General features: G+C 43.5%; 12 protein-coding genes, 1 tRNA gene and 1 pseudogene. 10 read left to right on the top strand and 4 right to left on the bottom strand.

Annotation, left to right across the window (positions count from 1 at the left end):
- Positions 1–15: 15 nt before the first annotated feature.
- Positions 16–918 carry a glutamate biosynthesis transcriptional regulator GltC gene (gene gltC, locus FB592_RS18950; protein ID WP_004399246.1) on the bottom strand — a complete coding sequence of 301 codons (903 nt, stop codon included), beginning with the start codon at positions 916–918 and terminating at the stop codon, positions 16–18.
- 146 nt (positions 919–1,064) lie between these two features.
- Between gltC and gltB the strand changes: the two genes are divergently transcribed.
- Both gltB and gltD read left to right on the top strand, forming a co-directional pair.
- Positions 1,065–5,627, top strand: coding sequence for a glutamate synthase large subunit (gene gltB / locus FB592_RS18955; RefSeq protein ID WP_103804371.1), 4,563 nt, complete (start codon positions 1,065–1,067; stop codon positions 5,625–5,627).
- Positions 5,628–5,643: 16 nt separating this feature from the next.
- Complete coding sequence (gene gltD, locus FB592_RS18960) at positions 5,644–7,125, top strand: glutamate synthase small subunit (RefSeq protein ID WP_141949982.1); 1,482 nt, start codon at positions 5,644–5,646, stop codon at positions 7,123–7,125.
- A 56-nt stretch (positions 7,126–7,181) separates the two neighbouring features.
- Here the strand turns inward: gltD and FB592_RS18965 are convergent, their stop codons facing one another.
- On the bottom strand, positions 7,182–8,171 hold the full coding sequence (locus tag FB592_RS18965; RefSeq protein ID WP_103804368.1) for a zinc-binding dehydrogenase: 990 nt from the start codon (positions 8,169–8,171) through the stop codon (positions 7,182–7,184).
- 128 nt (positions 8,172–8,299) lie between these two features.
- On the opposite strand from FB592_RS18965, the gene yofA reads away from it, so the two are divergent.
- Positions 8,300–9,157 carry a LysR family transcriptional regulator YofA gene (gene yofA / locus FB592_RS18970; RefSeq protein ID WP_125121264.1) on the top strand — a complete coding sequence of 286 codons (858 nt, stop codon included), beginning with the start codon at positions 8,300–8,302 and terminating at the stop codon, positions 9,155–9,157.
- Positions 9,158–9,258: 101 nt separating this feature from the next.
- Here yofA and ggt read toward each other — a convergent pair whose 3' ends face one another.
- Positions 9,259–11,022, bottom strand: a complete 1,764-nt coding sequence (gene ggt, locus FB592_RS18975; protein ID WP_141949985.1) for a gamma-glutamyltransferase — start codon at positions 11,020–11,022, stop codon at positions 9,259–9,261.
- Between the two features lie 184 nt (positions 11,023–11,206).
- On the opposite strand from ggt, the gene FB592_RS18980 reads away from it, so the two are divergent.
- From FB592_RS18980 to FB592_RS18990, 3 genes are all read left to right on the top strand, one after another.
- Entirely contained in the window at positions 11,207–11,437 is a 231-nt protein-coding gene (locus FB592_RS18980) for an excisionase family DNA-binding protein (RefSeq protein WP_003231472.1), read from the top strand.
- Positions 11,438–11,752: 315 nt separating this feature from the next.
- Positions 11,753–12,298: a site-specific integrase gene (locus tag FB592_RS18985; RefSeq protein ID WP_141949987.1), complete on the top strand. Its 546-nt coding sequence runs from the start codon at positions 11,753–11,755 to the stop codon at positions 12,296–12,298.
- A gap of 52 nt (positions 12,299–12,350) precedes the next feature.
- A tRNA-Arg gene (locus FB592_RS18990) sits at positions 12,351–12,423 on the top strand.
- 93 nt (positions 12,424–12,516) lie between these two features.
- Here the strand turns inward: FB592_RS18990 and iseA are convergent.
- Positions 12,517–13,062 (bottom strand): DL-endopeptidase inhibitor IseA, encoded by a 546-nt coding sequence (gene iseA, locus FB592_RS18995; RefSeq protein ID WP_004399558.1) that lies wholly within the window; start codon positions 13,060–13,062, stop codon positions 12,517–12,519.
- Positions 13,063–13,347: 285 nt separating this feature from the next.
- Between iseA and FB592_RS19000 the strand changes: the two genes are divergently transcribed.
- The 4 genes and pseudogenes from FB592_RS19000 to ppsA all read left to right on the top strand — a co-directional run.
- Positions 13,348–14,739, top strand: coding sequence for an MATE family efflux transporter (locus FB592_RS19000; RefSeq protein WP_004399508.1), 1,392 nt, complete (start codon positions 13,348–13,350; stop codon positions 14,737–14,739).
- 133 nt (positions 14,740–14,872) lie between these two features.
- Positions 14,873–15,850: an aldose 1-epimerase gene (gene galM, locus FB592_RS19005; RefSeq protein WP_049141133.1), complete on the top strand. Its 978-nt coding sequence runs from the start codon at positions 14,873–14,875 to the stop codon at positions 15,848–15,850.
- Positions 15,851–15,883: 33 nt separating this feature from the next.
- Positions 15,884–17,359: a D-alanyl-D-alanine carboxypeptidase/D-alanyl-D-alanine endopeptidase gene (dacB, locus tag FB592_RS19010; protein WP_141949989.1), complete on the top strand. Its 1,476-nt coding sequence runs from the start codon at positions 15,884–15,886 to the stop codon at positions 17,357–17,359.
- A 382-nt stretch (positions 17,360–17,741) separates the two neighbouring features.
- Positions 17,742–20,688: pseudogene (ppsA, locus tag FB592_RS19015) on the top strand (plipastatin non-ribosomal peptide synthetase PpsA); the annotation flags it as partial.

A 20,688-nucleotide genomic window follows, 5' to 3' on the forward strand; every position in this document is an offset into this window, starting at 1 on the left:
CTCGGGTTCATTTTTTTATTGATACTGCTCCAGCTTAGAGAAAAATTGAATGACAAACTCATAAAAATCATTCGCAGAAGGCGCAAGCTCTCTATTTTTCGGTTTAATGATTCCGACAGTCCGTTTTACTTGAGGGAACTCAATTGGAATTTTCACAGTAAAACGAGGTGTTGTTTCAGCAAAAGTACTTTCAGGCAGAAGGGTAACGCCCATTCCTGCGGACACTAACCCTTTGATAGCATCCAAATCCTCACCCTCCGTGGAAACGAGAGGAGCAAAGCCTGCTTGTTTGCAAGTATCGATTGCCATCTCTCTAAGTACAAATCCTTCCGGGAACAATACAAATTGGTCGTTGCGCAAATCGATTAAATGAACCGTTTTTTGTTTAGCAAGCGGATGATTTAATGGAACAAGCGCGTAAATTTTTTCAGTAAATAATATTTTTCCCGTTATGTCAGAGAAATTCGTCGGCACCGGTCCTAATAAGGCCAGATCAATATCGCGGTTTCTGACAGCTTCAATCAGAAACTTATAGGAGCCTTGGCGCAGCAAAAATTCGACGTGCGGATATTCTTCTTTAAACGCTGAAATGACAGTCGGCAAAAGCTGGCTGGCGAGGCTTGTAGGAAAGCCGATCTTTACCGTTCCGCGATGCGGGTCAAGATACTCATCAATTTGCTCTTTCGCATAATCAATGGCTTTCATCGCCGTTTTCACATGAATCAAAAATTCTTTTCCGATTGGCGTGAGTTTGATATTTCTCCCTTCACGCTCAAATAAGGTCACATTTAATTCTTCTTCAAGATTGGCAATTTGTCTGCTGATTGCTGATTGGGCCACATGCAAATGATCAGCGGCTTCTGAAACGTGTTCTCTTTCAGCCACCTCCATGAAATAACGCAGTTGGCGCAGCTCCATGTTTGTCTCACATCCATCTATCTCATTTTGAGATTCTTTTGATCTAAATTATATATTGTTTATATCGTTTTGAAAACCTACAATGATTATAGAGTTGTTAGATTTTATGACCGGTATTATCGGAAATTGATCGGGGGAGAGGAATTATGACGTACAATCAAATGCCAAAAGCTCAAGGTCTCTACCGTCCTGAATTTGAACATGATGCATGCGGAATCGGCCTATATGCACACTTAAAGGGCAAGCAGACTCACGACATTGTCAAACAAGGACTTAAGATGCTTTGCCAGCTAGACCATAGAGGAGGGCAAGGCAGTGATCCGGATACAGGAGACGGAGCCGGCTTACTGGTTCAAATCCCTGATGCTTTCTTTAGAAAAGAGTGCAAAGACATCAATCTGCCAGAAAAAGAACGTTACGGGGTAGGAATGGTCTTTTTCTCACAGAAAGAAGATGAAAGAAAAAAAATTGAAAAGCAAATCAATGCACTGATTGAACAAGAAGGCCAAGTCGTTCTTGGATGGAGAACTGTACCTGTAAATGTCGGAAAAATCGGAACAGTGGCGCAAAAAAGCTGTCCGTTTGTCCGTCAGGTATTTATCGGCGCAAATTCTGATCTAAAGGACAATTTATCTTTTGAACGAAAATTGTATGTCATTCGTAAACAGGCTGAAAATTGGGGAGTAACGGAAGGTCTTGATTTTTATTTTGCCAGTCTTTCAAGCCAGACCATTGTTTACAAAGGCCTTTTAACACCTGAACAGGTTGATGCATTTTATTCTGATCTGCAAGACGAAGCATTCGTTTCTGCTTTTGCGCTCGTTCATTCACGCTTCAGTACCAACACATTCCCTACATGGGAAAGAGCGCATCCTAACCGCTATTTGGTTCACAACGGTGAAATTAACACCCTTCGCGGAAATATCAACTGGATGAGAGCACGTGAGCAGCAATTTGTTTCTGAAAGCTTCGGTGAGGACTTAAACAAGATTTTGCCGATTCTCAATGCTGATGGCAGTGACTCTTCCATTTTGGATAACGCATTTGAGTTTTTTGTGATGGCTGGACGCAAACCGGCACATACGGCAATGATGCTCATTCCAGAGCCTTGGACGGAAAATACGCATATGTCCAAGGAAAAAAGGGCGTTCTACGAGTACCATAGCTCCCTGATGGAGCCTTGGGACGGACCGACAGCCATTTCATTTACTGACGGTAAACAAATCGGGGCGATCCTTGACCGGAATGGTCTCCGTCCGGCCCGTTATTATGTCACAAAAGATGATTATATTATTTTCTCATCTGAAGTAGGCGTTATTGAAGTTGAACAGGAGAACGTTTTATATAAAAACCGCCTTGAGCCTGGGAAAATGCTTTTAATCGACCTGGAAGAAGGCCGTATTATCTCCGATGAGGAAGTCAAAACACAAATTGCAACTGAGTATCCGTACCAAAAATGGCTTGAAGAAGAGCTTGTACAAGTAAATCCTGATCCGGAGTCAAGAGAAGAAGAACAATTTAGTGATCTTCTTACTCGCCAGAAGGCATTCGGATACACATATGAGGATATCCAAAAATATCTAATTCCCGTTATTAAAGAAGGCAAAGATCCCCTTGGTTCAATGGGGAATGACGCGCCGCTTGCTGTACTTTCTGACCGAGCGCAATCACTGTTTAACTACTTTAAACAGCTGTTTGCACAAGTAACGAACCCGCCAATCGACGCGATTCGTGAGCAGCTTGTCACTTCAACGATGACTTGGCTCGGTGCGGAAGGCGATCTTCTTCATCCAAGTGAACGAAATGTTCGCCGGATTAAACTGTATACACCTGTTTTATCCAATGAACAGTTTTACGCATTGAAAACGATTGTTCATCCTGATTTAAAAAGCCAAAAAATTGATGTGCTGTTTTCAGAGGATCTTGAACGCGGATTAAAGGACATGTTCACACAAGCAGAGAAAGCCATCAGCCAAGGCGTAAGTTTGTTAATTTTATCAGACAAAAAGATGAACGAACGACTGACACCAATTCCGCCGCTTCTGGCAGTAAGCGCGCTGCACCAGCACTTAATCCGCAAAGGGCTGCGTACGAAGGTCAGCATTATTGTGGAATCGGGAGAAGCACGTGAAGTGCATCACTTTGCAGCGTTAATCGGTTATGGCGCAGATGCGATTAACCCTTATCTCGCTTATGCGACCTACAAGCAGGAAATTGATGAAGGCCGTTTGGATATCAGCTATGAAGAAGCGGTCAGCAAATATGGAAAAAGCATTACTGAGGGCGTCGTAAAAGTGATGTCCAAGATGGGAATTTCAACTGTGCAAAGCTACAGAGGCGCCCAAATCTTTGAAGCGGTAGGAATCAGCCGCGATGTGATCGACCGCTATTTCACAGGTACTGCATCACAGCTAGGCGGCATCGATTTACAAACAATTGCAGAAGAGGCACAGCGCCGCCACCGGGAAGCTTATCAGGATGATTACAGCAAAACGCTTGAACCGGGAAGTGACTTCCAATGGAGAAATGGCGGAGAGCATCATGCCTTTAATCCGAAAACGATTCATACTTTGCAATGGGCGTGCCGCAGAAATGATTACAGTCTGTTTAAACAGTATACAAAAGCGGCTGATGAAGAACGCATCGGATTTTTGCGGAACTTGTTCGCATTTGACGGAAACCGCAAGCCTTTGAAGTTGGAGGAGGTTGAATCCGCTGAATCGATTGTCAAACGTTTTAAAACGGGTGCGATGTCATTCGGGTCCTTGAGTAAGGAAGCGCACGAAGCTTTAGCAATCGCAATGAACCGTCTTGGAGGAAAAAGCAACAGCGGTGAAGGCGGAGAAGATCCCAAACGCTTTGTTCCAGATGAGAACGGCGATGATAGAAGAAGTGCGATCAAACAAATTGCATCCGGACGGTTTGGTGTCAAAAGCCATTACCTTGTCAATGCTGATGAGCTGCAGATTAAAATGGCTCAAGGTGCTAAGCCGGGTGAAGGCGGGCAGCTTCCTGGCAACAAGGTATATCCATGGGTTGCCGATGTCCGCGGGTCAACGCCAGGTGTCGGATTAATCTCACCTCCGCCACACCATGACATTTATTCGATTGAGGATTTAGCCCAGCTGATCCACGATTTGAAAAATGCCAACCGTGACGCAAGAATCAGCGTAAAGCTGGTGTCAAAAGCAGGTGTAGGAACAATCGCTGCAGGTGTTGCCAAAGCGACTGCAGATGTCATTGTGATCAGCGGCTATGACGGAGGTACAGGCGCTTCTCCGAAAACCAGTATTAAACATACAGGGCTTCCGTGGGAGCTTGGCCTTGCAGAAGCACATCAAACACTAATGCTGAACGGACTTCGTGACCGTGTTGTATTAGAAACAGACGGAAAGCTCATGACGGGCCGCGACGTTGTGATGGCTGCCTTGCTCGGCGCCGAAGAATTTGGTTTCGCAACGGCTCCGTTAGTTGTACTCGGCTGTGTCATGATGCGTGCCTGCCATTTGGATACATGCCCTGTCGGTGTAGCGACACAAAACCCAGAGCTTCGCAAAAAGTTCATGGGGGATCCTGACCATATTGTGAACTATATGCTGTTCATTGCTGAAGAGGTTCGTGAGTACATGGCTGCGTTAGGCTTCAAGACATTTGATGAAATGATCGGCCGCACTGATGTACTTCATGTAAGTGAACGGGCGAAGGGGCACTGGAAAGCAAGCCAGCTTGATTTGTCTACACTTCTTTATCAGCCTGAAGGGGTGCGGACGTTCCGATCGCCGCAAAATCATAAAATTGATCAATCGCTTGATATCACAACAATTCTCCCGGCTGTACAAGAAGCCATCGAATCTGGAAAAGAAGCTGATATTTCGATTGAAATCAATAATACAAATCGTGTAGCCGGAACGATAACCGGCAGTGAAATCTCAAAGCGTTACGGAGAAGAAGGTCTTCCTGAAGATACAATCAAGCTGCACTTTACCGGATCAGCCGGCCAAAGCTTTGGAGCTTTCGTTCCTAAAGGGATGACGCTTTATTTGGACGGAGACTCAAATGATTACGTCGGAAAAGGGCTTTCTGGCGGAAAAATCATCGTCAAGTCACCAGAAGGATTCAACTCTGCTTCGGATGACAATGTCATTATCGGCAACGTGGCTTTTTACGGTGCGACAAGCGGAGAAGCATATATTAACGGACGTGCTGGTGAACGCTTTGCCGTTCGAAACAGCGGTGTGAACGTAGTTGTAGAAGGTATTGGCGACCACGGCTGTGAATACATGACTGGCGGCAGCGTTGTCGTTCTCGGTGATGTAGGCAAAAACTTTGCGGCAGGTATGTCCGGCGGAATCGCTTATGTACTGGCCGAAGATGTCAAAGCGTTTAAACGCAAATGCAACCTTGAGATGATTTTATTTGAATCATTAGAGGATGAGAAAGAAATCCAGCAAATCAAAGCAATGCTTGAAAGACATACTGCGTATACAAACAGCCAAAAAGCAGAAGATCTGCTAGATCAATGGGAAGACAGTGTGAAAAAATTCGTCAAAGTCATTCCGAAAAACTATAAACAAATGCTCGCAAGCATCGAAGAGCAAAAAGCTGCAGGTTTATCAGATGAAGAAGCCATCATGTTCGCTTTTGAGGCCAACACGAAGCCAAAGCAGAATACAGCAGCATCGGGACAAAAACAAGCGGTAGTACAGTAAGGAAGGGGAGAGGAACATGGGGAAACCAACTGGATTTATGGAGATCAAACGAGAAAAACCTGCGGAGCGGGACCCTCTCACTCGCTTAAAGGATTGGAAAGAATATTCTGCTTCTTTTTCAGAAGAAGCATCGAAACGGCAGGGGGCGCGGTGCATGGATTGCGGTACACCGTTTTGCCAGATCGGTGCGGACATTAACGGATTTACATCCGGCTGTCCGATTTACAACTTAATTCCTGAATGGAATGATCTTGTCTACCGGGGCAGATGGAAGGAAGCATTGGAACGCCTGTTGAAAACAAACAACTTTCCTGAATTCACAGGGCGGGTATGTCCCGCTCCTTGTGAAGGATCATGCACTTTAGCGATTTCAGACCCGGCCGTTTCAATTAAAAATATCGAGCGAACCATTATCGACAAAGGATTTGAGAACGGCTGGATTCAACCTAGAATTCCTAAAAAACGAACAGGCAAAAAAGTGGCCATTGTCGGGTCAGGCCCAGCCGGACTGGCGAGTGCTGACCAGCTGAATCAAGCGGGACATTCCGTCACTGTTTTTGAACGAGCAGACAGAGCGGGCGGCCTTTTAACATACGGCATTCCAAACATGAAGCTTGAGAAGGGCATTGTAGAACGCCGAATTAAATTGCTGACGCAAGAGGGAATTGATTTTGTAACGAATACAGAAATCGGTGTTGACATTACAGCTGATGAGCTAAAGGAGCAATTTGATGCTGTGATCTTATGCACAGGCGCTCAAAAACAGCGGGACCTCTTAATTGAAGGACGCGACTCAAAAGGAGTCCATTACGCGATGGACTACCTCACACTTGCAACAAAAAGCTATTTAGATTCTAATTTTAAAGACAAGCAATTCATTGATGCCAAAGGGAAAGATGTCATCGTAATCGGAGGCGGAGATACAGGAGCTGACTGTGTGGCTACCGCTCTGCGTCAAAAAGCCAAAAGTGTGCACCAATTCGGCAAACACCCGAAACTTCCGCCAGCCCGCACGAATGACAATATGTGGCCTGAACAGCCACACGTCTTTACGCTTGAATATGCATACGAGGAAGCAGAAGCAAAATTCGGAAGAGATCCGAGAGAATACTCCATTCAAACGACAAAAATGGTCGCGGATAAAAACGGAAAGCTGAAAGAGCTTCATACCATCCAAATGGAAAAAGTGAAAAATGAGCATGGTAAATACGAGTTCCGCGAGCTGCCTGGAACGGAAAAAGTATGGCCTGCTCAGCTTGTCTTTATCGCTATCGGCTTTGAAGGCACAGAACAGCCGCTGTTGAAACAGTTCGGTGTTGATTCAGTAAATAACAAAATCAGTGCAGCATATGGGGATTATCAAACAAATATCGATGGTGTATTCGCCGCAGGGGATGCAAGAAGAGGCCAAAGCTTAATCGTATGGGCGATTAATGAAGGCCGTGAAGTGGCGCGTGAAGTGGATCGATATTTGATGGGGAGTTCAGTTCTTCCGTAAATAAAGGGGATTATCATATAAGAGAAACCGGTCTGGCTGCCAGCCGGTTTCTTTTTTTATTCCATTACGATCCCGATGTTTCCAAACTGTCTGCCTTCCTGCATTCTTTTATATGCTTCACATGCTTTTTCTAAAGGATATATCCGGTCAATTACAGGCCGCAGCTTATGTTTGTCAATGAAAGCGAGCATAGCTTGAAATTCCTCACCGCTTCCCATCGAGGTTCCCAAAACATTGACCTGAGGAAAGAATAAAGAACGCACCGGAAAACTGAGATTATCCCCTGAGCTTGCCCCAAAGCTGACAATACGGCCATTTGGTTTTACATGGCGGAAGTATTCCGAAAAGAGGGCAGGTCCTATGCTGTCAAGAACAACATCTATCTTTTTTCCCTGCAACTGATCATCCCAATTGCTGTAGCTGTCAAATGTGTAATCAGCACCTAATTGCAGCGCCCTTTTTCTTTTCTCCTCACTGCGGGAGGTCACGCTTACTGTTGCCCCAATCGCTTTAGCCATCAATAAAGCGTAGGTTGCAACCCCGCTTCCGATGCCGGGTATCAATAGTTGCTCGCCTTTTTTTAATTGCCCCTTTGTAAACAAGGCCCGATATGCAGTTAAAGCGGATAAAGGTAAAACGCCCGCTTCTTCCCATGATAAATAAGCAGGTTTTTTGATTGCATTTTGTGAAGGAATGATCACATATTCAGCAAGTGTTCCGTCTGAAGGACCTCCCAGAATCTCAGGTACAGGTGGAACATTCTCTGTCAAATCCCAGTTCAATGTCGGGAAAATGACTACTTCTGTCTGAACAGTAACATTTTTCACGCCTTCACCAATCTCTTCAATGATACCCGCGCCGTCAGAACCGAGGATCACGTGAGGATCTTGTTCAGATTTGTTTTTCATAAGAAACAAGTCACGATGATTCAGACCCGCAGATTTCAATTTAACCTTTACCTCTCCGTATCCAGGCTTTGTTGATGGAACGTCCTGAACTGATAACCCCAGAAGACCGGCTTTTCCGTTGTGAATTACAGCTTTCATGCTGTCTGCCTCCTCATTGAATTGTATTCTCATATCTTTACATATTTTACATAGCGGTTTTCTTCGAGTAAAATGAACAAATATGATAGCCAATATCACTTTTCATCATAGCAAGCAGGTGAGAGCGCGTGGAAAGCGGAGATTTAAAGATTTTTCAGGCTGTTGCCCGCGAAGGAAGCATAACGAAAGCAGCCCAAATGCTGAATTATGTTCAGTCGAATGTGACAGCCAGAGTGCATAACCTTGAGGAAGATTTGAATATCAGGCTTTTTCATCGAACGAATCGGGGGATGAAGCTGACTGCTGCAGGAGAAAATCTTTTGCAATATGCAGATCAAGTATTATCGCTGTTAGACCAAGCTGAAAAATCGACCCGAATGAGCAGGCAACCAAAAGGGCCTTTGCGGATCGGATCACTGGAAACGACGGCGGTAACGCATCTGCCTGAGCATGCAGCATCCTTCCTCAGGCGTTTTCCTGAAGTGGATTTATCAGTGAACACAGCTGATACGCATCATTTGATTCAACAGGTTCTTGATCATAAAGTTGATGGCGCTTTTGTATATGGGCCGGTTGAGCACGCTGCAGTTAGACAACTCCATGTCTCCCATGATGAATTAGTTTTGATTTCATCACGAGAAGGGACGTCAGAAGACATGCTTCAGCAGCCGATGCTCTTTTTTGGGGCTGGCTGTTCTCATCGTGACAGGGTCAAAAGATTACTAGAGGAAGCAGGCATACACAATCAAAAAATCATAGAGTTTGGCACATTGGAGGCTATTATAAAAGGTGTTTCCGCCGGGATGGGTACGGCGCTGCTCCCAAAGTCCGCTGTTAACTGCTCCGAGCATCGTACAAATGTATGGATTCATCAATTGCCACCAGCATATCAAGACTTAGAGATCGTCTTTATATACAGGAAAGACTTTTTTATTACGAGTGCGTTTCAGACATTTCTTGATGAGATAAACGAAATGAAAAGATGAAGATAGACGTGCATTAGCAGAATAAAGACGTTTGTCAGTTTTTATTTTAAAGATGTGTATAAAAAAACTGTACTCGTTTGAAGCGAGTACAGTTTTTTTATTTATTTACGTTTTAAATTAATGCCGATCGCCGCGCCGTTTCTGCTTGAATCAGCTACGCCTTTAAAGGTGCCGTTTTCATGGTCGATCGATATGCTTTGCACGTTTCCGATATCCACCGGACTTGTGCCGAATTTGTGGCCCATACCGTTCAGCTTGCTGAGGACATCTTTAGGAACTCCGTCTTCGTAACGGTAAGAGCTCATACTGTTTGTGTAAATTCTCGGCTCTTCAACAGCTGCTTTTAATTCCATACCATATTCAATGTGGTAGAGAATGGTTTGCAAAACGGATGAAATAATTGTGGCCCCGCCAGGAGATCCAACAGTGAGGACAGGCTTGTCATCCTTAAATAAAATCGTCGGGGTCATGCTGCTTAAAGGCCGTTTGTTTGGCTGTACTTCGTTAGCTCCGCCTGGTATCGCATCAAAATCCGTTAATTCATTGTTTAAAATAACACCGTAATCAGGGACCATAATACCCGTTCCGAATAGCTGTTCGATTGTTGTTGTGTAAGAAACAACATTTCCCCATCGATCAGCAACTGTAAAGTGGGTTGTTTGGCCTTCTACTTTGTCTTTCGGCTGTTCAACTTGTTTATAGTTTGCTGATCCTTCTTGGTATTTCCAAGGGTCACCGGCTTTCGGTTTTTTATTCACTTGATCTAGGTTGATTAATTTCTGGCGTTCTTTAATATAATCGGGATGAAGCAGGCCTTTGAGAGGAACATTTACAAATTCGGGATCACCTGCGTAAGACGCACGGTCGGCATATGACAAATGCATCGTTTCAGCAAGCAGCTGATATTTTTCCCATGAGCGGACATCGTATTGTGAAAGATTAAAATCATCAAGGATTTTTAGCATTTGCAATAAGAAAATACCGCCGGAGCTTGGAGGAGGAGTAGTAGCGATTTGATAGCCTTGATAGTCTCCCCAAATCGGTTCATCAATTGTAATGTCGTAATTTTCTAAATCTTTTTCTGTCATTGATCCGCCGAAATCCTGGACAGTGTCAGAAAGCGTCTTGGCGAATTTTCCTTTATAAAAAGCGTCAGTGCCTTTGGAGCGAATAAGCTTAAATGTTTTAGCCAAATCCTTTTGAATAAGGGTATCTCCTTCTTTAAGCGGTTCGCCATTTGGTAAAAATACATCTTTTGCGGCAGTCCGTGAAAGTTTTTCCTGATAATCAGAAATGGCATCTGCCAACACTGAATCAATCGGAAAGCCTTTTTCAGCGAGTTTAATAGAAGGGGTAATTAATTGCTTCATCGAACGGGTTCCCCATTTATCCAAGGCTTCTTCCAGCCCTTTCAGAGTGCCTGGAACACCAACGGCAGTACCTTTTGTTACACGTTCAGAGAAAGGAATTGCTTTGCCGTTTTCGTCCAGAAACATATCAGGAGTTGCGCCTGCTGGAGCACGCTCACGGCTGTCGATTATCGTTGTATCCTTCGTTTTTCCGTCATACACCATCATAAAACCGCCGCCGCCAATACCTGACATCATCGGCTCTGTTACATTGAGTGCAAATTGAATGGCAACCGCTGCGTCAATAGCATTTCCTCCTTTTTTCAGCACATCAGCACCGATTTCAGAAGCAAGAGGATGTGCGGTCGCAACCATGCCGTCTTTTCCAACATCTACTTGTTTGTACTCATCGTAGCTTTTGGGCGGTTTTTTAGCTTCCGCGTGAAAAGGGACACTTCCAGCGACTAACAGAACACTAAGCAGAGCTGTTAAACAGACGTTCCACGTTCTTTTCATGTTCTCCCTCCTATATGAAGCTGTATTGTTACAATCTTAGCGTAAAAAAATTACAGCGTTTTCACAAGTGACAAATGGTATATTATATAGTACATAAAGCCGTTTTTCTGTGCAAAATTGATTATATTGATATGAGTCATGTGCTATATTAGAATCAGCATACGGATTAAGAAGGGACTGCTATATGTATTTAACGATTGAAGAAACAGCAGAATATACAAATCTTTCAGAGGATTATATTAAAAGCTTGGTGCTCGAAGGAAAAATCAGAGCCGTTCATGACGGGGAGCAATTTTTGATTTATAAGGAACAGTTCAAAACGCATCTCGAACAGCTGGAGAATTACAAAGCACTGGTGCAGGAAATATTAAATGAACCGATCCCGGAAGATATTGATGTAAAGGATGAGGATTAGGACACAATTTGAAATTGTGTCTTTTTTTGTATATTTTTGCGGAAGCTCCAGAAAATTGGGAGTGTCAGATTTCGTTTTAAGAGGTTTTTTGATGATTAGTAGGGGGATAAGTATCCAAGAGGTTAAAAGCTTTATAAGAGTCTTTAAAGCTTATTTTATAGGGTGAAGGTTGGAAGAAGCTTTTTTAAAAGCTTATGTAACACTATGCATATTATGTTACATAAACGCCGCCGCACTTTGACATTCAACGTTTTTCAGCTATAATAGTAACATAGACCTCAAAACGTTACATAACGGTTTTTAAGGAGTTTTTTGATGCATATTGTACAGCCGATTCGCAGTCTAGAGAAAATCCAAGAAGTCAAACAGTATTTGCTTAACAAAAACAAGCGGGATTATTTTCTGTTTATTTTCGGCATCAACAGCGCGCTCCGCATTTCTGATATTCTGCCGCTGCAAGTGAAGGACGTTCAAAATAAAGATCATTTATGGGCGACTGAAAGCAAAACGAATAAGAAAAGAAAGATTCTTATTTTAGAATCGCTGAAACAGGAAATATACGAGTATACGAAAGACATGAAGGAAAACGAATATCTTTTTAAATCAGTGCGGACCAGGAAGCCGATTTCCCGCATTCAGGCCTACAGAATTTTAAGAGAGGCCGCTGCGGCGTGCGGACTTGAGGAGATAGGGACGCATACACTCCGGAAAACGTTTGGCTATCATTTTTATCAGCGAACGAAAGACATCGCCGAGCTGCAGAGAATACTGAATCATTCATCACCATCAATTACAATGCGGTATATTGGTATTGATGAAGATACAACAAGAGCCGCGTATAAGGTTTTTGGAGGGCTTTAATACAAATCGCTTGAAAATATTGATCATCAGAGCTACTATATAAATACCAAAAGCTCTAGTAGCACAGCGGATAGTGCAGCAGTTTCCTAAACTGCAGGTCGGGAGTTCGAATCTCTCCTAGAGCGTTATATTCACAAAAAGACAACAGGCACTTTTCGCCTGTTGTCTTTCTTTATGCAGACCAAATAAAAAACGCCCGCTTATCCCGGGCGTTTTTCTTATATAACTGCGTCAAATTGATTGACTTTCCATTTTTTATTTTCTTTCACAAATGTCACTTTCCGTTTTGCAGAAGGGGATCCGTCTAATGTAGGGACGGTAAATTCGTATGTGATTGTGCTGCCTTTTTTAGAGATCAGTTTAGCAGTTGATTTTTTCCAATTCAAAAGATTGTCTCCGTCACCGATTGGAACAGCAAGTTTTCCTTTTGAAACAGTGAAATGATAATCTTTAAAGCCTTTTTCGATTGCTGTTTTTGTAAAAATAGGAGTTAAATAATTCACCGCTTTTGCTTTAGTGCCTAGATCACTGCACATGTATACATATTGAAGATTTTGATACTCGAATGTGCCTGATGGGCAAACTGCTTTTTTCACCTTCGGATTGTGTCCGCTCATGGTGTTCCAAAAATGTTCTCTAGCGGATAATGCCAACTGTAATGCTTGTTTTTGTGATAAATCGCCTGATGTATTTTTCGCAAATGCATTTGTGCTTAATGACAGAATAAGTGCAATGGTTGTTAGAAATAGAAGACATTTTTTCATTATCGCTCTCTCCTTCAAAATCTCTTTCTCTTATGTTACAAATGTTACAATAATTACGGATAGATTACAATACTTTTGCATAAATTATTTTTTATTCTTTTACTCACAAAAAATATGCCATTACTTGCTAGTTTATTCTTTATAAGCTAAAAAGATGTGTAAAATTAGAAGAATCGGGAAGGGTTTCATATGTGCAGTGATGAATAATAACATGTTACATATCCTGTTTTTGTCAAAAAATGAGGGCATGTTTAAAAACGATTTCAAATAAAGGAGTCCTTTAATATGGAAACATCACAAGAACCTCTTGTAACTCAAAAGAAAAGCAAACCATCAGTTTGGCGGTCGATGTCACTCTTTTTAGTGCCGCTTCTGCTGAGCAATGTGCTGCAATCAGTCGGCCAGCTAGTCGGGATGATGGCTGTAGGCAGATGGCTTGGTGTTGATGCAGTGGCAGCTGTATCATCCTTTTTCCCGTTATTTTTTCTTTTAATCTCATTTACGATTGGGATCGGTTCAGGTAGTTCGATTCTGATCGGACAAGCTTACGGAGCGAAAAATGAGGAACGGCTAAAGGCTGTTGTCGGGACGACGCTCACGTTTACATTTTTATTAGGCGTTGTGTTAGCCGTCATCGGCAGTATTTTCACCCTGGATATCCTTCGTTTAATGGGCACGCCTGAAAATGTCATTCATGTCAGCGCTAACTATGCACGTATTTTATTTTATGCTATGCCGTTTATGTTTTTATATTTTGCATATACTACCTTTTTGCGCGGAACAGGGGATTCTAAGACACCGTTTTATACGCTGATTGTGAGCACGGTCATCAACATCGCGCTTTTGCCTGTTTTAATCCTTGGCATGTTTGGTTTTCCGAAACTGGGCATATACGGCTCGGCATATGCAACTGTCATTTCCACGATTGCGACTTTTCTCGTGTTAATGGTGTATTTACGAAAGCGAAAACACCCGCTGCAATTTGATAAAACAGTGCGTCGTTATTTGAAAATGGATAAGGAACTGCTGGTTCTCCTGCTGCGTCTTGGGGTCCCAGCAAGCATCAATATGATTCTTGTCTCATTATCAGAGATAGCGGTTATTTCATTCGTCAATCATTACGGCTCTAATGCAACAGCTGCATACGGAGTGGTCAACCAGGTGGCCAGCTATGTACAGATGCCGGCCGTCAGCCTTGGTATTGCGGTTTCTATTTTCGCTGCGCAATCGATTGGGGCAAACGAGTTTGACCGCTTAAAGCAGGTCATTCGCGTGGGGATTTGGCTGAATTATATCATTGGCGGCGTACTGATCATTCTGATCTATGTTTTTTCACATCAGATTTTATCGTTATTTTTAACCGAGCAAGAGACGCTTTACATTGCACACCGTCTTTTGATGATTACATTGTGGAGCTATTTGCTGTTTGGAAATGCCCAAATTATTTCTGCAACGATGCGGGCAAGCGGAACAGTTTTATGGCCGACCGTCATCAGTATTTTTGCAATCTGGGGAGTAGAGGTGCCTGTCGCTTTCGTCCTTTCTCACTATACAAAGCTTGAAATACTCGGCGTCTGGGTTGGTTATCCAGCTGCGTTTGCCGTCAGCTTGCTGTTGATTTATGGGTATTATCAATTCGTCTGGAAAAAGAAACAAATCACACGTCTCATCCAATAGCCTCCGAATCACACCGTTCATAAGTTTGAACGGTGTTTTTTTATTTGATAGGGGAAAATATAAAATGGAGGAAATATGGTACAGTACATTGAATTCTTATACTAGCAATGAATCAAGGAGAGGTTGAGTAAACATGGCAAACTTTATTGAGAAAATCACGTATTTGGGAACGCCGGCCATCAAAGCGGGCAACGAACATCTAGAAATGATTGTTGTCCCTGAGTGGGGGAGCAACGTCATTTCTCTCGTGGACAAAAAAACAAAAGTCCAGCTTTTGCGTGAACCGGAAACAGCAGAAAGTTTTCACGACACACCAACATTGTATGGCATTCCAATCCTGTTCCCGCCTAACCGCATAGGTGACGGTACATTCAGTTTCCGGGGCAGAACGTATCATTTTGATATCAACGAGAAGGATAAACACAACCATCTTCATGGGTTTCTTTACCATGAAAAGTGGAATGTCGTGACCACGAAGCAAACTGATGAAGAAGTGACTGTTGAAACAGAAATTGATCTTTCTGAGCTTCCCCATGTGCAGAAGCAATTTCCTCATCATGCCGTCGTTCGGATGACATACACGATCAAGGGGAATACCCTATTTAAACATGCGACGGTCATGAACAAAGGAAAGGAAGCGTTTCCTTGGGGAATTGGTTATCATACTACATTTATATTTCCGGCAGAAAGCTCATTATTTTCCCTGACAGCAGATCAGCAATGGGAGTTGGATGAACGCCTGCTGCCGACCGGGAAGCTGATGGATGTCCCGTATAAAGAAGCTTTGCATGAAGGAATGGATTTGCGCCACAAGCAGCTGGATGATGTCTTTTTATCTTCTTATCAGAAGAGAGGCGGAGAAAATCAGGCTGTCATTTATCATCAGCATGCACATATCAGCATTTTTTATAAGGCAGATGAACAGTTTAACCATTGGGTTGTATACAATGCGGACGGAAAACAAGGGTATTTATGCCCTGAGCCTTACACATGGGTGACAAACGCCGTGAATCTTGATTTACCTTCGTCACTCACTGGTTTACAAGTGCTGGAGCCGGGAGAAGAAACGACAGCTAAAAGCAGTATCACCATTGAACTGAATCATCAATAGCCAATGATGAAGCGCAGAGAGGCGGGGAAATTAATGAAAAAAAGCATAAAGCTTTATGTTGCTGTTTTACTGCTTTTCGTTGTTGCTTCGGTGCCTTATATGCATCAGGCTGCGCTTGCCGCTGAAAAACAAGATGCACTTTCCGAGCAGATCGATAAGATTTTAGCTGATCATCCTGCCCTCGAAGGCGCAATGGCCGGCATCACCGTTCGCTCTGCGGAAACAGGTGCTGTTCTATATGAACATTCAGGAGACACCCGAATGAGGCCTGCCTCTTCTCTAAAGCTTTTGACAGCGGCCGCGGCACTTTCTGTCCTTGGCGAGAACTATTCTTTTACAACCGAGGTCCGGACGGATGGAACACTGAAAGGGAAAAAGCTGAATGGTAACCTTTATTTGAAAGGGAAAGGCGATCCGACACTTTTACCATCTGATTTTGACAAAATGGCTGAGAAATTGAAACATTCCGGCGTAAAAGTAATTAAAGGCAATCTGATCGGTGATGATACGTGGCATGATGACATGCGATTATCACCTGATATGCCTTGGAGCGATGAATACACATATTATGGCGCGCCAATTTCCGCTCTAACAGCGTCTCCGAATGAAGACTATGATGCAGGCACTGTGATTGTTGAGGTCACCCCAAATCAAAAAGAAGGGGAAGAGCCTGCCGTGTCTGTCTCTCCGAAAACCGATTATATAACGATAAAGAACGATGCTGAAACGACTGCTGCCGGTTCAGAGAAAGACCTCACAATCGAAAGAGAGCATGGAACAAACACGATTACAATTGAAGGGAGCGTACCGGTTGACGCAAACAAGACAAAGGAATGGATTTCTGTCTGGGAGCCTGCCGGATATGCCTTAGATTTATTTAAGCAGTCACTAAAAAAACAAGGTATTACTGTGAAAGGGGACATCAAGATGGGTGAAGCACCTAGTTCTTCAGATGTGCTGCTCTCTCATCGCTCAATGCCTTTATCGAAACTTTTTGTGCCGTTCATGAAATTAAGTAATAACGGACATGCCGAAGTGCTCGTAAAAGAGATGGGGAAAGTGAAAAAAGGAGAAGGGAGCTGGGAAAAGGGGCTCGAAGTGTTAAACAGTACGCTTCCGGAATTTGGTGTTGATTCTAAATCACTCGTCTTAAGAGACGGATCAGGAATCTCACATATTGATGCTGTATCCTCAGATCAACTTTCACAGCTGTTATATGACATTCAGGATCAGAGTTGGTTCTCGGCTTATCTAAATTCTTTACCTGTTGCGGGCAATCCTGACAGAATGGTGGGCGGAACGCTGAGAAACCGCATGAAAGACACTCCTGCACAAGGAAAAGTAAGAGCAAAAACCGGATCGCTCAGTACCGTAAGCTCTCTATCGGGGTACGCAGAAACAAAGAGCGGAAAAAAACTTGTTTTCTCTATTCTTCTAAATGGATTGATTGATGAAGAGGATGGAAAAGATATTGAGGATCAAATCGCTGTCATTTTGGCAAATCAATAATAGCGGCAGACCTGTTTTCCAAGAGAAAACAGGTTTTTTTTATGTCTGTAATAACGCTTTGTCGAACCTTCCAACAATTAGAAGAATCATGCACAAAAGAAAATTAGTCCGATTAAAAAGTAGTGTATAAGACCTTATGTAAAACAATACTTTTATCACTTTATATCCGGAAATTTGATAAAAAAAGAAACGAAAAATAAAGAAATAATACTATATTCAAAAAAATGTTATAAAAATTTAATGTTTTTTATTGTACTTTAAAAAATATCCGTTAATATAGTGCATATATGGATTATATAGTCATATAATTTCTTTTATTGACATTTTTCTGCTTTTTTCTACTTTTTCTTATCCTCTTATTATGAGAACTGGAGGGAATCCGTTGAGCGAACATACTTATTCTTTAACCCATGCCCAAAGGAGAGTGTGGTTTACTGAACTGCTGGAGCCAGATACCAGCATTTGCAATCTCACAGCCTGTGTGAAATTCAAAGGCAATATTGAGCTTGATACTCTAGAGGGAGCGCTGAATCATTCCATCTCCCGCAACGATGCCATTAGATTTCAGCTGTTAGAAGGAGAAGAGCTTGAGCCGCGATTGCACCTTACTGAATATAAATATTATCCACTTAGAATAATTGATTTTTCAAATGTTGAAATGATAGAAATAGAGCAATGGATTCAGGATCAAGCGAGCATTCCATTTAAACTGTTCAACTCGCCTCTTTATCAATTTTACCTCCTTAGAATTGACTCTCATGAAGTTTGGCTATTTGCGAAATTCCATCATATCATAATGGATGGAATCTCTTTAAATGTGATGGGAAATCAAATTATAGATCTTTATCAAAAAATGAAAAAGAAAGATCCTTTACCTGATCAGCCGGAACCTTCTTACTTGAGTTACATCGAAAAAGAGAGTCAATATCTACAATCTCCGCGGTTTGCAAAGGACCGTTTATTTTGGACGCAAACCTTTGAGCACCCGTTGGAATACCACTCGTTAGCCGACCAGACGTCCTTACAAAAACAGAGCACTTCTGCATCCAGAGACACCATCATTCTTTCACCTGATCTAGAGCAAACGATTCGAAACTTCTGCGAAGAACACAAGATCAATATCATTTCCTTATTTATGGCTTCATTTTACATATGCATTAGCCGAATCACTTCTAAAAAAGATCTTGCCATTGGCACCTACTATGGCAACAGAGGGTCAAAGGCTGAAAAAGAAATGCTCGGCATGTTCGTTAGTTCTCTTCCAATCAGAATAACGGTTGATCCTGACACAGATTTTCTTTCCTTTGTCCGCACAATAGGCAGGGAACAGCTTTCTGTTATGCGTCATCAACGGTTTCCTTATAATTTGCTTGTAAATGAATTAAGAAATGAACAGAAGGATTTACACAACCTTATCGGTATATCTATGCAGTATCAGCCACTTCAGTGGCATAATGCAGATGATTTTGACTATGAAACAGCGCTTTATTTCAGCGGATACACCGCAAACGAGCTTTCAGTTCAAATACAAGAACGGATAGACAATGGAACCATTCAATTAAATTTCGACTATCAAAATACCTTGTTTTCTCTTGAGGATATTAAACGAATACAATCTCATCTGCTTACCATACTGGAAAACGCCCTTCAACATCCGCACAGCTTTATAAGAGAATTAGATATGACGAATACAAGAGAAAAGCAAAAATTGTTGTATGAGTTTAACAAGACGGAAGCTGTTTCGCCTAAAGCTTTCACCCTGCATGGGCTGTTTGAGCGACAGGCAGCTTTCACACCGGAGCGGCTGGCCATTGTCTTTTCAGGCGGTTCGCTGACATACGCTGAGCTTGATATGTACGCCAGCCGGCTGGCTGCGCACCTTGCGGCACGCGGCGTCACAAACGAAAGTATCGTCGGTGTCCTGTCTGAACGCTCACCTGACATGCTGATCGCTGTCCTTGCTGTACTGAAGGCCGGCGGGGCGTATTTGCCGCTTGATCCTGCGTATCCAAAGGAGCGGCTGAGCTACATGCTGAAAGACAGCGGGGCATCGCTCTTGCTGACACAGCCGGGATGCTCCGCACCGAACTTTTCTGGCGAAACGCTTGAAGTGGACATGACATCTCTTGCAGGCGAAAAAGCAGAAAACCATCTGTTTACTCCTGCTGACGGCGGTTCTCTCGCCTATGTCATCTATACATCGGGGTCTACCGGGCAGCCGAAAGGAGTGGCCGTTGAGCACCGCCAGGCTGTTTCCTTTCTGACCGGCATGCAGCACCAGTTTCCGCTTTCAGAAGATGACATTGTCATGGTGAAAACCTCTTTTTCCTTTGATGCGTCTGTGTGGCAGCTGTTTTGGTGGGCTCTTTCCGGTGCTTCGGCGTATCTGCTTCCGCCCGGCTGGGAAAAAGACTCCGCATTGATCGTAAAAGCCATTCATCAGGAAAAAGTGACAACGGCTCATTTTATTCCGGCTATGCTGAATAGCTTTCTGGATCAAGCAGAAATGTTAGCGCTTGGTGACGGGACAAACCTAAAGCGTGTATTCGCCGGAGGTGAACCGCTTGCGCCGCGTACGGCAGCCCGTTTTGCTTCTGTATTGCCGCAGGTATCATTAATCCATGGCTACGGGCCGACAGAAGCAACGGTAGACGCGGCATTTTACGTGTTAGATCCAGAACGGGACAGAGACCGTTTGCGGATTCCGATTGGGAAGCCCGTACCCGGTGCGCGTTTGTATGTTTTAGATCCGCATTTAGCCGTACAGCCTTCCGGTGTCGCCGGCGAACTGTACATTGCCGGAGCGGGTGTTGCCAGAGGTTATTTGAATCGGCCGGCATTAACGGAGGAGCGTTTTCTTGAGGACCCATTTTACCCGGGTGAACGCATGTACAAAACAGGGGATGTGGCGCGCTGGCTCCCTGACGGGAATGTTGAATTCCTCGGGCGCACGGATGATCAGGTAAAAATCCGCGGCTACCGGATTGAGCCGGGAGAAATTGAAGCGGCACTAAGAAGTATAGAAGGTGTAAGAGAGGCGGCCGTTACCGTACGGACAGACAGCGGCGAGCCGGAATTATGCGCTTATGTAGAAGGGCTCCAAAGAAACGAAGTCCGAGCGCAACTTGAGAGCCTGTTGCCGGGCTACATGGTCCCAGCCTATATGATAGAAATGGAACAGTGGCCGGTTACACCAAGCGGAAAGCTCGACCGAAACGCCCTGCCAGCTCCTGGCGGAGCGGCAGATGCGGAGACCTACACAGCGCCGAGAAACGTGACTGAGATGAAGCTTTCTCAGCTGTGGGAGGACGTGCTGAAAAATGGCCCTG

It is taken from the genome of Bacillus sp. SJZ110, from assembly GCF_006715455.1.
Taxonomy (GTDB): domain Bacteria; phylum Bacillota; class Bacilli; order Bacillales; family Bacillaceae; genus Bacillus; species Bacillus subtilis.

What these genes read in the sequence shown, in the direction of transcription:
- FB592_RS18965 (WP_103804368.1), bottom strand. Translation starts at nt 8,171, where the DNA reads ATGAAAGCTGTAATTCACAACGGAAAAGCCGGTCTTCTGGGGTTATCA.
- gltC (WP_004399246.1), bottom strand. Translation starts at nt 918, where the DNA reads ATGGAGCTGCGCCAACTGCGTTATTTCATGGAGGTGGCTGAAAGAGAA.
- FB592_RS19000 (WP_004399508.1), top strand. Translation starts at nt 13,348, where the DNA reads ATGGAAACATCACAAGAACCTCTTGTAACTCAAAAGAAAAGCAAACCA.
- gltB (WP_103804371.1), top strand. Translation starts at nt 1,065, where the DNA reads ATGACGTACAATCAAATGCCAAAAGCTCAAGGTCTCTACCGTCCTGAA.
- iseA (WP_004399558.1), bottom strand. Translation starts at nt 13,062, where the DNA reads ATGAAAAAATGTCTTCTATTTCTAACAACCATTGCACTTATTCTGTCA.
- dacB (WP_141949989.1), top strand. Translation starts at nt 15,884, where the DNA reads ATGAAAAAAAGCATAAAGCTTTATGTTGCTGTTTTACTGCTTTTCGTT.
- galM (WP_049141133.1), top strand. Translation starts at nt 14,873, where the DNA reads ATGGCAAACTTTATTGAGAAAATCACGTATTTGGGAACGCCGGCCATC.
- FB592_RS18980 (WP_003231472.1), top strand. Translation starts at nt 11,207, where the DNA reads ATGTATTTAACGATTGAAGAAACAGCAGAATATACAAATCTTTCAGAG.
- ggt (WP_141949985.1), bottom strand. Translation starts at nt 11,022, where the DNA reads ATGAAAAGAACGTGGAACGTCTGTTTAACAGCTCTGCTTAGTGTTCTG.
- FB592_RS18985 (WP_141949987.1), top strand. Translation starts at nt 11,753, where the DNA reads ATGCATATTGTACAGCCGATTCGCAGTCTAGAGAAAATCCAAGAAGTC.
- gltD (WP_141949982.1), top strand. Translation starts at nt 5,644, where the DNA reads ATGGGGAAACCAACTGGATTTATGGAGATCAAACGAGAAAAACCTGCG.